Source organism: Streptomyces sp. LX-29 (assembly GCF_029541745.1).
Classification (GTDB): Bacteria; Actinomycetota; Actinomycetes; order Streptomycetales; family Streptomycetaceae; genus Streptomyces.
Map to the genome: position 1 here is coordinate 98855 of NZ_CP089746.1, position 12563 is coordinate 111417.

Annotated in this window: 15 protein-coding genes and 1 pseudogene; 6 read left to right on the top strand and 10 right to left on the bottom strand. The window is 69.9% G+C overall.

The genetic code is table 11. From position 1 onward, the window contains the following. Positions 1-198: 198 nt before the first annotated feature. Together LRS74_RS00475 and LRS74_RS00480 are read right to left on the bottom strand one after the other, a co-directional pair. The gene (locus LRS74_RS00475; RefSeq protein WP_277739039.1) at positions 199-708 is read right to left on the bottom strand and encodes a hypothetical protein; all 510 of its coding nucleotides are present in this window, start codon (positions 706-708) and stop codon (positions 199-201) included. 466 nt (positions 709-1174) lie between these two features. Beyond that, the gene (locus tag LRS74_RS00480; RefSeq protein ID WP_277739040.1) at positions 1175-1771 is read right to left on the bottom strand and encodes a TetR/AcrR family transcriptional regulator; all 597 of its coding nucleotides are present in this window, start codon (positions 1769-1771) and stop codon (positions 1175-1177) included. A gap of 123 nt (positions 1772-1894) precedes the next feature. Between LRS74_RS00480 and LRS74_RS00485 the strand changes: the two genes are divergently transcribed. After that, the gene (locus LRS74_RS00485) at positions 1895-2815 is read left to right on the top strand and encodes a TIGR03620 family F420-dependent LLM class oxidoreductase (protein WP_277739041.1); all 921 of its coding nucleotides are present in this window, start codon (positions 1895-1897) and stop codon (positions 2813-2815) included. Between the two features lie 143 nt (positions 2816-2958). Here the strand turns inward: LRS74_RS00485 and LRS74_RS00490 are convergent, their stop codons facing one another. Both LRS74_RS00490 and LRS74_RS00495 read right to left on the bottom strand, forming a co-directional pair. Further along, complete coding sequence (locus LRS74_RS00490; RefSeq protein ID WP_277745045.1) at positions 2959-3165, bottom strand: hypothetical protein; 207 nt, start codon at positions 3163-3165, stop codon at positions 2959-2961. Beyond that, positions 3086-3556: a hypothetical protein gene (locus LRS74_RS00495; protein WP_277739042.1), complete on the bottom strand. Its 471-nt coding sequence runs from the start codon at positions 3554-3556 to the stop codon at positions 3086-3088. Before LRS74_RS00495 ends, LRS74_RS00490 begins: the two co-directional genes overlap by 80 nt. Before the next feature lie 245 nt (positions 3557-3801). On the opposite strand from LRS74_RS00495, the gene LRS74_RS00500 reads away from it, so the two are divergent. Continuing rightward, on the top strand, positions 3802-4680 hold the full coding sequence (locus LRS74_RS00500; protein ID WP_277739043.1) for a hypothetical protein: 879 nt from the start codon (positions 3802-3804) through the stop codon (positions 4678-4680). A gap of 233 nt (positions 4681-4913) precedes the next feature. Then, complete coding sequence (locus LRS74_RS00505; protein ID WP_277739044.1) at positions 4914-5372, top strand: hypothetical protein; 459 nt, start codon at positions 4914-4916, stop codon at positions 5370-5372. A 52-nt stretch (positions 5373-5424) separates the two neighbouring features. Here the strand turns inward: LRS74_RS00505 and LRS74_RS00510 are convergent, their stop codons facing one another. The 4 genes from LRS74_RS00510 to LRS74_RS00525 all read right to left on the bottom strand — a co-directional run bounded on the left by LRS74_RS00510 (position 5425) and on the right by LRS74_RS00525 (position 9382). Beyond that, the gene (locus LRS74_RS00510; RefSeq protein WP_277739045.1) at positions 5425-5832 is read right to left on the bottom strand and encodes a hypothetical protein; all 408 of its coding nucleotides are present in this window, start codon (positions 5830-5832) and stop codon (positions 5425-5427) included. A gap of 990 nt (positions 5833-6822) precedes the next feature. After that, the gene (locus tag LRS74_RS00515; protein ID WP_277739046.1) at positions 6823-6963 is read right to left on the bottom strand and encodes a hypothetical protein; all 141 of its coding nucleotides are present in this window, start codon (positions 6961-6963) and stop codon (positions 6823-6825) included. 546 nt (positions 6964-7509) lie between these two features. Continuing rightward, entirely contained in the window at positions 7510-8376 is an 867-nt protein-coding gene (locus LRS74_RS00520) for an AraC family transcriptional regulator (RefSeq protein WP_277739047.1), read from the bottom strand. Between the two features lie 619 nt (positions 8377-8995). After that, positions 8996-9382 carry a VOC family protein gene (locus LRS74_RS00525; RefSeq protein ID WP_277739048.1) on the bottom strand — a complete coding sequence of 129 codons (387 nt, stop codon included), beginning with the start codon at positions 9380-9382 and terminating at the stop codon, positions 8996-8998. A 63-nt stretch (positions 9383-9445) separates the two neighbouring features. On the opposite strand from LRS74_RS00525, the gene LRS74_RS00530 reads away from it, so the two are divergent. Beyond that, positions 9446-10411, top strand: a complete 966-nt coding sequence (locus LRS74_RS00530) for a YafY family protein (RefSeq protein ID WP_277739049.1) — start codon at positions 9446-9448, stop codon at positions 10409-10411. 177 nt (positions 10412-10588) lie between these two features. On the opposite strand, the gene LRS74_RS00535 is transcribed toward LRS74_RS00530, so the two are convergent. Both LRS74_RS00535 and LRS74_RS00540 read right to left on the bottom strand, forming a co-directional pair. Beyond that, positions 10589-10765: a helix-turn-helix domain-containing protein gene (locus LRS74_RS00535; RefSeq protein ID WP_277739050.1), complete on the bottom strand. Its 177-nt coding sequence runs from the start codon at positions 10763-10765 to the stop codon at positions 10589-10591. Between the two features lie 9 nt (positions 10766-10774). Next, positions 10775-11584: pseudogene (locus LRS74_RS00540) on the bottom strand (aminoglycoside phosphotransferase family protein); the annotation flags it as partial. Position 11585: 1 nt separating this feature from the next. Between LRS74_RS00540 and LRS74_RS00545 the strand changes: the two are divergent. After that, positions 11586-11852: a hypothetical protein gene (locus LRS74_RS00545; RefSeq protein ID WP_277739051.1), complete on the top strand. Its 267-nt coding sequence runs from the start codon at positions 11586-11588 to the stop codon at positions 11850-11852. A 61-nt stretch (positions 11853-11913) separates the two neighbouring features. Beyond that, positions 11914-12210, top strand: a complete 297-nt coding sequence (locus LRS74_RS00550) for a hypothetical protein (RefSeq protein ID WP_277739052.1) — start codon at positions 11914-11916, stop codon at positions 12208-12210. The last annotated feature ends 353 nt before the right edge of the window (positions 12211-12563 follow it).

The following is a 12563-nucleotide window of genomic DNA, read 5'->3' on the forward strand; positions in this document are numbered from 1 at the left end:
GCGAGCGCAGGCACCGCCCACGCCAGACGATCCACCAGAACGAAGAACAACAGGGGCCAAGCCCCCACATCGATCACGACTCGATACGCGCCCTGGGCAGGGTCTGACGGCTCTGGTGACCGGCCTGCGGGGCACACCCGGGCCGTCATGCCAGCGGCAACGAGTTGCGTTCGGGGAGGTGTCTGTCGGGGACGGGTGTCAGACGGCCCCGTATCGCCTGGCGGCGTGACGGATCTCGTGCAGGGCGTCCGGCCGCTCCAGCAGCATCGTGCCGACCTCGTGCTCCCCATGGTGAACGCGCAGCCGCGGACCGTCGGCGATCAGGCGCAGCTCCGACAAGGGGTGCCGCCACAACAAGGCTGAGCGTTCCCACATCTCCAGGCTCTTCGTGGTCACACGGAGTTGGTACTGAGGGCCCTCATGGGCCGCGGGCGGGGCATGCTCGGCGTACGGGGGCCGGACGGTGTAGGTGGCGACCACCGTCTCGCCGGGCTCCAGGACCTCGTTGCGGATGCCACGCCGACGGCCGATCTGCGCCCCGGTCCAGCCGGCGAACCCCGCAGTCGGCAAGGCCACCGCCGCCAGAGCCCACCACGGCAGGTCGACCTTCATGCCGGCCCCGACGACCGCCACTACCCCGAGGAGTGCCGTCAGGACAGCGACAGCCAGCTCAGCAGGGAGGATGCGCCGGACCACGCTTTCGTTCACGTCTCTGGCTCCACTCATTCTCGCCGCAAACGATACGTGACGACGTGCTGCACACCAGCTCCAGGGGCATATATCGGCACTTACATGGACTTCGCACCGTTCAGTAGGTACGGGAATCCGGCCGCGCGGTGACCTGCGTACTCGGCGAGCCGCTACCGTTCTTCCGCTCCCCAGGCGCCAGCAAGCCCCGCACGTAGTCCCGCATCCGCCACCGCAGATCCACCCGTGAGAACCGGCCGCCACCCGCGCGAACAACGACTCCGGCCCAGCGGCCCACCGACCGGCCTCATCCACCCCACCCATGCCCTCAACGAAACCGACCAGCTCAGGCAACGATTTCTGACTGAAGTACCGGGGGGTGTCCGGTGGGTCGCCGCGGGGACTGCGCTGGTACCCGCAGGACGCCTGAGGGTCCGAAGCGCACGGCCGCCTTGACCGGCCAGGCCGGTGCGGCCCCGTCGGACGCTCAGTCGCCCGCGGGACGGGGCCTCGCGTGCACCGCCTCGAGGACCAGCCCGAGCAGTCGGCCGGGCTGGGCGGCGTCCTCGACGCGCACCGTGGCCAGCGCGACCCCCACCACCAGCTGGATGAGGTCACCGGGGGCCAGATCGCCTCGGGCGGTCCCCGAGCGCTGAGCCCGGACGAGCAGTGCGGCGGCCGCGCCCTCGATCCGCCGATGGCAGTCCACGCCCAGCATCTCCGGTTCGTCGAGCAGCAGGGAACCGCCCAGCCCTTGGTTGACCCGGGCGTGCTCCAGGAAGGCGTGCAGCCACTCGGCGAGCGCCCGGTCGGCGGAGTCGGCGGTCAGCAGCCGCTCGGCATGGCCGCACAGCGTATCGATCCGGTCCCTGAGCACCGCCGCCAGCAGGGCCTGGCGGTGGGGGAAGTTCCGGTAGAGGGTGCCGGGCCCGACGCCCGCGCGCTGGGCGATCTCATTGAGCGACGCCTCGGGGCCGGACTCGGCGAAGACCGCACGGGCGGCGTCGATCAGGCGCTCGCGGTTGCGGCGCGCGTCCGAGCGGCGCGGCACCTCGGACCCGGGCCGGTTGTGCGCGGGCGTCATCGTGTCCTCCTCCCCCACCGCTCGGATCGCGGCGGGCCGGGGTAGCCAAACGGAGAGCTTCTCCGTATCGTATCGAAGTGGAAACGGAGAGGTTCTCCGGTACGTTCGTCCAGGGAGCATGTGATGACGCGCGACACACGGGGTGCGCCGGGCCGGGTCGGGATCTGGACCTTCGCCTTCGAAGGGCAGCCCGCCGGACGGGTCCACGAAGCCGCCGCGGAGATCGAGGAGTTGGGCTACGGAGCCATCTGGTACGGGGAGGCGTTCGGACGCGACACCGTGGGGCAGGGCTGGCTGCTGCTGTCGGCGACCCGGCGCATCGTGATCGCCTCGGGGATCGCCAACATCGCCTTCCGGGACCCGATCGCCATGGCGACCGCGGAGCGCACCCTCGGCGAGGCGTTCCCCGGCCGCTATCTGCTGGGACTGGGCGGCCACCGGGTCGACGACACGGTCCACCACCACGACGGCTACCCGATGCCGGCCCGGGGCAGGGCGGTGACCACCATGCGCGGATATCTGGACGCGATGGACGCGGTCCCGGCCCACGGCCCCGTCCCCGACCCGACGCCGCGCCGGGTACTGGCCGCACTGGGCCCCAAGATGCTGCGGCTCGCCGGCGAACGCACCTGGGGCGCCCACCCGTACTTCGTGTCGGTCGAACACACCGCCCGGGCCCGCGAGATCATGGGCCCGGACGCCTTCCTCGGCGTCGAGCAGGCCGTGGTCCTGGACACCGACCGCGCGCGGGCCCGCGAACTGGCCACCGCGCACGTCGCCGCGTACGTCTCCTCGGCACCCCACCAGGAGGCGAACGTGCGTCGCCTCGGCTTCGGCGACGACGACATCATCGGCGGCCCGAGCAGACGGCTGGTCGACGCCATCACCGCCTACGGAGACATCGACGCGGTGCGTGAACGCGTCCGGCACCATCTCGACGCCGGCGCCGACCACGTCTGCCTGCAGGTGCTGACCGCCGACCCGGCGGCGCTGCCGATGCCGCAGTGGCGGGAGCTGGCCCCGGCGCTGCTTCCGCGCGGCTGACGGTGACCTACCGGACGCCCCCTAGTCTAGGGGGTGTCCGGTGGGTCGCCATGGGAAGTGTGCGCTGGTACCCGGAGGACACCTGAGGTTCCGAAGCGCACGGCCGCCTCGACCGGCCAGGTCGGTGACGCCCCGTCGGCCACTCATTCGCCCGCGGAACGGGGCCCCGCGTGCACCGCCTCAAGGACCAGCCCGAGCAGTCGGCCGAGCTGGGCGACGTCCTCGACGCGCACCGTGGCCAGCGCGACCCCCACCACCAGTTGGATGAGGTCACCGGGGCCAGATCTGTGCGCCGTGGCCGCCGCCATGTCGCCCGACATCGGGGGGCCGGTGCCCACATGGACGTGCACGGGGGCGGCGCACCGGGCGGTGGCCAGCGCCGCGAGCTGCTTGGACGGCGAACCGGAGACGAGCCGGCGGGCGCCGGCCTACCCGAGCGGGTTCACCTGTGCCCCCGTCGCGCGCACCAGCCGGGAGACGCCGCTGCGGAAGGGGCGCCGGGGCCGCTTCCCCGGAGTTCCGTCGGCGGGGCAGTCGGCCCTCGCCGTAGAGGAGGACGATGCTGCGCTCGGCGAGCGCCGCGACCGCGCCGTCCGGGGCCTCGGCCGCCCGCTGACTGCCGCGGTGCACGGGGATGTGCCCCTCCCGGTGCAGGGCGCGACCGAGCGCCGGGACACGCCACATCCCCGCGGTGGCCAGCACCACCGGCCGCACGCCGAGCCGGTGGAGCGCGGCAAGCACGATCGCCGGATCCGCCAAGGAGGTGTGGTTCGCGACGATGATGCTGCCCGGGGGCGAACTCCCGCGCGGGCTTGGTGGTGACGGTCAGCCGACCGAAGGCCGGCACGACCCGCGTGGCGATGTTGCTGAGCATGAATGGTCCTCGGGCTCTCGTGCGAGCGCGGTCGCGCTGCCCTGGGACCTGACGTCTTCGCAGGTGAGAGCCGTCCTCCTGGCCGATGGTGCACTCAGTAGGATCTGCCCCCGTGACAGAGATCGATTACGGACGTTTCCATGAGCGGCTGGAGCAGGCGCGCGGCGCCTCGGTGTCGGGCGCGGCGGTCGCCGGCGGGCGATGGGAGCTGCTGCGCGCCTTCCAGGAGGAGTGGGGGTACCGGCCCACCGACGGGAACCGCTGGGAGCCGGAGATGCCGGACGCCCACAAGGCGTACGTCAGCGCTCTGAAGACCGCCGCCGAGGATTCGGCGGCCACCGGGTCGGAGGACGTGGACCGCTCGCTCGCGATACCCGCCGCGCTGGACGAGTGGTGGGACCTGCCGTTCAACTCCTTCGCGGACCGGCCGGAGGTCTACGAGACCAACCCGGTCTGGCCGCCCACCGTCCGCCCCGACCCCACTGGCTACGGCGTCTCCGGCGGACTGCCCGACGGCAACCCGTTCACCGGTCCGGGGGAGGACCTGCGCGTCTGCGTGTTCATGGCCGAGAACCAGTACTGCAACGAGTGGGGCTACCCCGCGGCCCACGCCCATCTCGCCGACCCGCAGGTGCTCGTCTCCGGGGTGGACGAGGAGGGCAAGCCGGCGTGGGTGCCCCAAAGCCACTCGATCTCCGAGTTCCTCCTCCAACTGGCCGTCACCCGGCTGCCCGCCGATTTCGGCTCGATCGTCGAGGAAACCGAGGTCGCACCGGAGGTGGTGGATCGACTGCGGTCGGCGCTGCGCCCGATGGGCTTCCTCCCCTGGCTCGAACTCGGCGCCCATACCGAGTACTTCGGCGGTCTCGACGTCATCGTCGCGCACAACACCGGCTACGGCGACTTCGAACTGGCCGCATACGGACGCACCGAGCGGGCGCTGGAGCGCCTCGCCGACACGCTCGGTCTCGACTGGTCCGAGGAGTACTGAGCCGCCCGCGGCGCCCGCGGCCGGCTGTCGCCGAAAGGCACGGGCCGGGACCGGCCGCACGCACGGCCCGGGTGCGGGGCCGCCGGCCGCGGGCGCCGCGAGGCCGGGCGCGTCCGGGTGGGAAAGACCGGGTGCCCCGGCGCGGCCGGGCTCTCTACACTCACCGTGCGCGCCGCCACGAAATCGCGGCACGCCGACGGCAGTTGGCGCAGGACGCGTCGAGGGGGTCAACCGTGCGAGGCCGCACCGCCGTCGTCGTCCCCTGCTCGCGGTACGACGTGACCCAGATCGCCAACCTCATGCTCGACGACCTCGACATCGGCAACCGTCGGCTGACCATCGCCGCACGTGTCCGCCCGCTCGACGACCTCACCCTGAAGCTACTGCTGGACTGGCTGGAGCACCGGCGAAACCGGTGGCCGAACACCGCGAACCTCCACCTACTGATCAACAACCAGACCGCCACGAAGACCAGCCGCGCCAGCAACCACTGGATCAGCGCCGCGATGCGCGGGCAGGACGCGACGCTGGAACGGCTCCGCGTCGACCGCCAACTCGAAGAGGCCCTGACCCACGGGCCCGATCCGCTCCACCTCGCCGAGGTGTTCGGGCTCGACGAGAAGACCGCGATGCGCTACGCGGACTCCGCACGGGCGCTGCTGCACCAGGCCGCTGAACAGCCACTTCAGTGAAGTCTGCTTGACCAGTCCACGCCTTCGCTGAGGATGAGCACGCCAGGCAGAGTCAGCATCCGGGACCGATCGGCGGGGACGATGTCAGGGCGAGGGCAGCGTTCCGCAGCTGGGCCGCCCACGTCTGCTGGTCAAGCCCCAACGTGTACTCGATGCAGCAATCGCATTGCGGGATCAGCGCCACGAACGATTGCTCCGCCGCGGTCTCGACCTCCGTCTCCCCCCACTCGTCCGTCACCAGGTCAGCGGGAGTTATCTCTCCATCGATGAGTCTCGCCGCCATCCGGCGCAGAGCGTGGCGCCGTGCCAGGCCCCGATCCGGCAACCCGATCCCGGACTCGGCAAGTGCTTGCTCGAACGCGTCGCGAATCTCGCGGGCATCCGCATTGCAAGGCCAACCGGCGAGCTCGCACAATGTCGGGGTGTCCAGTCCGGCTGCGAGCGCCTCGGCAGCGATCATCGGCAGATCCTCCGGGCGTATCTCATCCGCCTGATAACGGCACGCCACCTCACCCAGAGATGTGAGCCCACTCTGCATAGAGGTTTCCGGTTCTGGTGTCGTTCCTTCTGCTCTCATGACTCCTACGGTGTCAGCACGTTTCCAGGGAAGGCACCCAGGGGCGGGCCCGCTCGGCACCCACCCCGCGTGTTCGGCTGAAGCCGGGGGCCGAACCCACGAGAACACGACCGCCCATCCTCGAGTTCCCGCGAAAAGACCTTCAGTTTCCGCGAACTCGCGGGCCTCGACGGCCTCGGGGAACAACGAAACAGAGATGGCGCTCGATTTTGCGAGGGTGAGGGGGCTTTCGAAGGCGTCGTCGGCTTCGGACGCCGCGCTCCAGGACCGGCCGCGGGCGGCCGATAGCCGCTCCGCTGGGCAAGGTGCTCGCACACCCCGCCGTACTGGGGAAACGCGGCACCCGTCTCCCTCTCCAGCGGGGGCGGCCGGCGCGAATCCCGCTACCGCGGCCTCGCCAAGACCAGTCTCCAACGCCAGCTCTCGGGAGCAGCGATCAACCTCGCCCGCATCGACGCCCACCTGACCGGCACACCGCCAGCCCGCACCCGGACCAGCCACTTCGCTGATCGCCGACGCCGTCGCGAAGGGCGATCCCCCGTCCGGCACGGACGTGCCTCGCCTCGCCCACGCCGTCAAGATCACCACTGGCGGCTCCCTGCTGCGGTAGGCACGCACCGACGACGGTGATCCCGCCGCCCCCCCCTGTGCCATGACGACCTCGACCACCTGCTTGGGAGGACCCCATGACCTTCACCGCCCCCGTCTTCATCAGCACCGGTCGCGATGGCTACCTCGCCCGCCTCGACGACGACATCGAATGGTTGACCTCGCGCGGCGAGCGGGCCGGCGGCATGAGCTTCTTCCGGTTCCTCGACTCGGACATCCAGGCGATTGCATCGCTCCGCATGACGCACCAGCTCGGGGCACAGGTCACACGATGCGGATACCCAGCAGCGCAAGCGTGCCGGTACCGGGGAGCGCCCGTGCCCAGATCAGAAAGGTCAGGCAGCCGATGGCCGTGATCATCACAGCCGCGGAGGGCCAATTCATGTCGGGGTCGAACCTGATCATCCCTATTCCTTACGGTCTTTGGCCGATACACGGGCCCGGGCGTGGATCACCGCGTTCGGGTTCGGTGCCCGCAGTCCTCCAGCGAGTTGAACGCCTGGTGGACAGAGGCACAGCGCAGAGGGGCGACGAGGGTGAATTCGTTGGGCGGGCCGAGCATCGCGACGCCCATGTCATCAGCGGACGCGTCGCTGCCGCTGGGCGCGCGGGGTGGACCTGGCTCGCACCCGAGATGACCTTGTCGTAGCTGAAGGGTCCTGTGCCCCCACCGCGCTTGATGCCTGAGCATCGACGTGGTCTCCGTGAGGAGAGTGCCGGCCTTACCCGGGCCCGCGCAGGTTCGAACAAGCATCCCTCATGCAGGCTCCACCTGAGAGGACCTCGGTAGACCAGCAGCGCGCCGTCGGCCTGTCGCCACACCACTGACCAGGGCACTGGGACCCTGAGGTCCCGAAGCGGGGACTGCGCGGCTGTGGCTGAGCGCTTCGGTGGGCTCGAAACCGACCGAAGCGCTCAGGCACGTCTGCCCTGGGAGGCTTGCCGCCTTGCTCAGCCGTGCTCGGGCTCCACCGGGAGCCACAGTTCGGCGTCGGCCTCGGTCTTGTCCGGCGACAGGCGGGTGCGCAGGATCTCAGGTCCGGTGCGGCTGCGATACGGGTTCGACGGGAACCATTCGGTGAACACGTCGCGCCACAGGTCCTGGATGGCCTGCGGCACCGGGCCGGAGGTGGTGAAGACCGCCCAGGCGCCGGCCGGGACTGCCAAGGTGGTCATCCCCTCGGGGACCGCCGCGGAGGTGATCACGCCGTGGTAGTAGTCGAGTTCGGTGCCTTCGGCGCGGCTGGGGTCCAGGTCGTCGCAGACCGCGACGATGCCGTGCGGCTCCTGGTCCGACAGCTTCTCCAGGCGCTCCAGGACCCGCGGGTCGATCCCGCGGACGAAGTCCATGATCGCCTGGTTCGGCCCGGCATGCACCAGGGGTACCCGGGCCCTGAGGCCGACGACGGTGAAGTCCGCCTTGTCCACAACGCGGTATCGCATACTGCTGCTCCCTTCGATGGTGAGGCGGAAGGCCATCCGGGACTGGGAGCTGAGCGCGGCGCCGGTACGCCGGGCCTGGCCCGGTCCGATGCCGTGCATGGCGCGGAACGCCCGCGCGAACGCCTCGCCGGAGCCGTAGCCATAGCGCACCGCGATCTCCAGCAGCGTCTCGCGCCCCGCGAGTACCTCAGCGCCCGCGAGGGTGAGCCGACGCCGCCGGATGTACTCCGACAGCGGTATGCCCGCGAGCGCGGAGAACATCCGGCGCAGGTGGTACTCCGAGGTGGCCGCGATGCGAGCCAGCTCACCCACCTCGATGTCCTGGTCGAGATGGCGCTCGATGTGCTCCATGGCCCGGTTCAGCCGCTCCAGCATGTCCCGTCTCCTTCCTCTTGACGATCACCACGCTAGGCAGCGTCCACCATGCCCGACCCGACATCCTGTGCCCGATCCAGTCGGGTGCGCCCGGCAGCCCAGCAGGTCGAGCGGCCACCATGCACGGCCCAGGCCGCCTTACCTTAGGCGCGGAGGGCGTCGGCGCCCTGGGGAGTCACCGGCTCTCGGTCGAGGGCCTGCTGCTGCTCGTGGTCGCTCAAGGCGGGCTCCTGGCGGTGTAGCGGTCGGGTCCGCGACAGCACCGGACGCTTCCGGCCGCTGCCCTTGGCCCCCGCACGAGGCTGCGGTGGCTGTCCGAAGCCTCAAAAGGGGCCATCCGAAGGCCAGTTCACGCGCGCCCGCACTCGCGGCTGTGCCCGTTTCCGGAGGAGACGGTGCGGCGGGCGAAGCTCTCAGCCGCTCCTGCAGTGGACTGACCACGAAGCTACACAGGGCGGCAGATGGGAAGTGCCGCCCGCTGTCTCTGATCACACGTCGGGGCAGCGGGCGGACTGCACCCAGTGCGAGCCGGTGATGAACAAGATCCGTACCCCTCGGCTGGGTCTGGGGCGGGCCCGCCGCACTCCCGCCAGATGGGCGCGCGGTTTGCGGCTCGTGCTCAGACCAAGGTGGAGATGCAGAACGGGTGGCCGGCGGGGTCTAGCAGGACCCGCCACCGGTCGGGGTCCGGCTGGAATTCGGGCTTGACGGCACCCAGGGCGAGGAGCCGGGCTTGGGCAGCATCCAAGTCATCGACACCTATTTCGATGTGGGCCTGCTTTTCCTGGGAAGGGTCCGGCCAGGTGGGACGGCGGTAGTCGGCCAACCGGTTGAATCCCAGTCCGGCCGCGCCCTCCTGGCCGAGCAGGACAAAGTGGTCGGTGGAGAAGGCGGTGGGCAGGCCGAGGACCTCGCCGTAGAAGCGGGCCAGTTCAGCGGGGTCCGGGCAGTCGAAGGTGACGGCCGAGTAGCGGAATGTGGGTGCGGAGGTGTTGACCGTGTTCATGGAGAGGACGCTACGGCGGGACCAGGACAGATTCGGTCCTGGTCCTGTGGAACACTTCAACATGTGATCAGCGCATCCGCCCGCCTGCTGAAATTGCTCTCCTTGCTGGTCGCCCGACCGTTGTGGACCTGCGCTGAGCTGGCCGACCGGATGACGGTCACCGAGCGCACGGTGCGGCGGGACATCGCCAAGCTCCGGGAACTCGGCTACGCCGTCGAGTCCGAGCCTGGGCCATGGGGTGGTTATCGCCTCCGTGCCGGATCACGGGTGCCGCCGCTGATCCTCGATGACGAAGAAGCACTCGCCGTGGCTGTCGGGCTGCGCGAGGCGGCGCTGAGCGGAGCTCTCGGCGGCGATCAAGCCGCACTGTCGGCGCTGCTGAAACTGCGGCAGGTTCTGCCGCAGCGGATCGCGGACCGGCTGGGGGAGATGGACGCCGCTTTCGTACACACCCCCAGACCCGACGAGCCGCAGATCACGCCCGGCATGCTGCTGGAACTGGCCGCCGCATGCCGCCAGGGCGAGCGCGCCCGCCTGTCGTACCGCGACTGGGAAGGAAGAACCACGATCCGGGATGTCGACCCGTACCGCCTCGTCCACACCGGACGCCGGTGGTACTTCGTCGCCCGGGACGTGGCGCAGGGCCAATGGCGGACCTTTCGGGCCGACAGGGTCGACCGACTACAGCCGACCGGGCTCGCGGTGGAACTCATCGACCCGCCCGACCCGGCGCTGCTCGTCTCCCGCTCCGTCGCGACCGGCCCCTACCCGCTCTCTGCGACCATCCGCCTCCCGGTGTCCATGAACCAAGCACTGCGGCTGATCCCATCGACTGTCGGTACCCACCGTCCCGAAGGCCCCGACGCCACGATCGTCGACGTCGGCGGTCCCGACGCAGACGGGCTCGCCAGGTACCTCCTCAGCCTTGCCACACCCCTGCGAGTCCTGTCCCCGGAGGCTGTACGGCAAGCCCTGCTGCGCCGTACCCAGGAACTCTTCGAGGACAACGCGAATGGTCAACCCCGGTAGCGACGCTGCGTGAGCACGAGCTCCGAGCCGACAGGGCGAGAACAACGAGTTACTGATCGAAGAAACGCTGGGGGCTGTGGTGCCCCGAGCTCGCGGACTGTGACATACCGGTGGCCGCGACCATGGACCGGGTGGACCAGTGGGCGTTCTTCGGTGTCTCCTCAAGTGTCTTGACGATCAGCCGCTCGACATCCGCGTCGGGGTCTTCCGCGGGACGCCGGGCCGTGGTTCGTCACACAGGCCGTCCAGCCGGCGCTCAAGGAAGCGTCGACGCCAGGTGCGGACCGTGTCGGCCGTGATCCGAAACCGCCGAGCGACCTCCGCGATCGCATGACCGTCCGTGCACTCCAACACAATCCGTTACAGCCGCTCTCTCGCGGCCGCGGCCAGCATCCCGCCGGCCTCCTCATACGCCTCAGCGAACCGCAGACCCCACGCCGGGCCGTGCAGCAGCGCGAGATTGGTCGAGCAGTGCGCCACATCGAGATCCGCCGGGCCCCAGGAGGTCGCTGCCCAGTCGACGACGCCGGTGATCCGGTCATCTGCCGACCCTGGGGGTGGCACGTCGAACAGCACGTTGCCGGGTTGGAAGTCCCGGTGCAGGAAAGGCCTTTCATAGGGCGGCGCGGGCTTGCGGATCACGTCGATCGCCGCAGCCCATACCGCCGCGTCGGCGCCCTGTGGAGTCACGACGGTGTCGGCGGTCGTCAACGCCACATACTCTCTGGGCCGCTCGGCGGGTCGCAACGCATGGATTGCCACGAGTTGTCGGGCCAGCAGAGGAACGCGTGCTTCCAATCCCTCATCCTCGAAGACCGCCCGGCCTCCCAGATGCGTCATCAGGAGCGACGGATACTCGCAATGCGCGGCGGTAGGATCAACCGCGACCAGTACAGGAGCCGGCACGCTGGTCCCCGCGAGCAGGGTCAGGGCGCCGGCCTCCCTCTTCAGCCAGTCCTCGGCGTGCCCCACGTAGAACGGGTCGACGAAACTCCGCAGCACCAGGTGACGGGATCTCCCGTCCCGCGTGCCGATGGTCAACCTCCGCATTTCGGCAGTGATGCCGCCATGCAGCGCCTCGGTTCTGACGATCCGTTCGCCGATCTCGAGGTGCTGGCTCACCCAAGCCAGTGTCAACGGTCGGACAACCGCCACCTCATCGTGGTTGGTCATCGTGCCACCTCATCATCCGGACGGCGGCACGCGCCACCCATCGCGCACCCAACTGCCACCACTGGAGATCGCGCACGACGCCGATGCCCTCTTCTACCTCGACCTCGCCGTGCCCAGCGCCTGGCACCTTCTGGTAGACGCCCTGGACGGCAGCGACGAGGCCACCTGGTGGCTCCTTGCCGACGACCGACGGTCCTGGGCGGCCGCCGAGTGCGTCCCCGGCCAGACCGAATACGCGATCGATCAGTACGGACCACGCCGGCTGTGAAATGCAGTCCAGGCCACGTATGAGACATGAGCCTGTCAGAGCCAAATGGCACCCTGGGTGCGTGCTGATCGATGGATACGAGAACGATCCGCTCGTCGCAGCGGAGGAACTGCTGGCCCTGCCGGGGTTCTGGGCTGCCTACGTGCTGTGGATGTGCCAGACCGAGGAGACCGAACCGGATCCACTGTGGTTCGGTGCTGACGAGGCCGACACGGACGCAGCCTATGAAACCCTGACCGCCGAGGAGCGCTGGCCGGTCTTCCGTATCCCGTTCAGCGACGGCCACAGCGTGGTCATCGTGGGCCGCAACTTCGCCGAGGACCTGGGGACGGAGTACTTCGTCTCCCACCCCGAGTGAGATCGGCACGGCTACCTGGCCACCATCGACGGGCACCAAGCCGGCCCCGGCCTGTCCTGGAGGGAGCTCACGCACATCGCCCTCACACCCGACACCGAAGCTCCCGGGATCCACGCACCCCACGTCCGCCTGCTGCTCCTGCTTCCGACTCTCGGCGACAGGAACCTGCCTACCGACGCGGCCACGCTGATCGGCGACGCGCTGATCCAGGTGGGCATCGCTGAAGACAGGGCGCCCGTACTGGCAGATGCGCTTCTGCGCGACCACCCCCTGTGGGAGCCGGCTGAATGGGCCCTGCCCTCCCCCTCCCCGCTCTCTGGCACCCAGCAACACTTTCCCGGCATCCTGCACTG

Coding starts and splice junctions, on each gene's coding strand:
- LRS74_RS00480 (WP_277739040.1), bottom strand. CDS start 1,771: ATGACGCCCGCGCACAACCGGCCCGGGTCCGAGGTGCCGCGCCGCTCG.
- LRS74_RS00485 (WP_277739041.1), top strand. CDS start 1,895: ATGACGCGCGACACACGGGGTGCGCCGGGCCGGGTCGGGATCTGGACC.
- LRS74_RS00510 (WP_277739045.1), bottom strand. CDS start 5,832: ATGATCGCTGCCGAGGCGCTCGCAGCCGGACTGGACACCCCGACATTG.
- LRS74_RS00515 (WP_277739046.1), bottom strand. CDS start 6,963: ATGATCAGGTTCGACCCCGACATGAATTGGCCCTCCGCGGCTGTGATG.
- LRS74_RS00520 (WP_277739047.1), bottom strand. CDS start 8,376: ATGCTGGAGCGGCTGAACCGGGCCATGGAGCACATCGAGCGCCATCTC.
- LRS74_RS00525 (WP_277739048.1), bottom strand. CDS start 9,382: ATGAACACGGTCAACACCTCCGCACCCACATTCCGCTACTCGGCCGTC.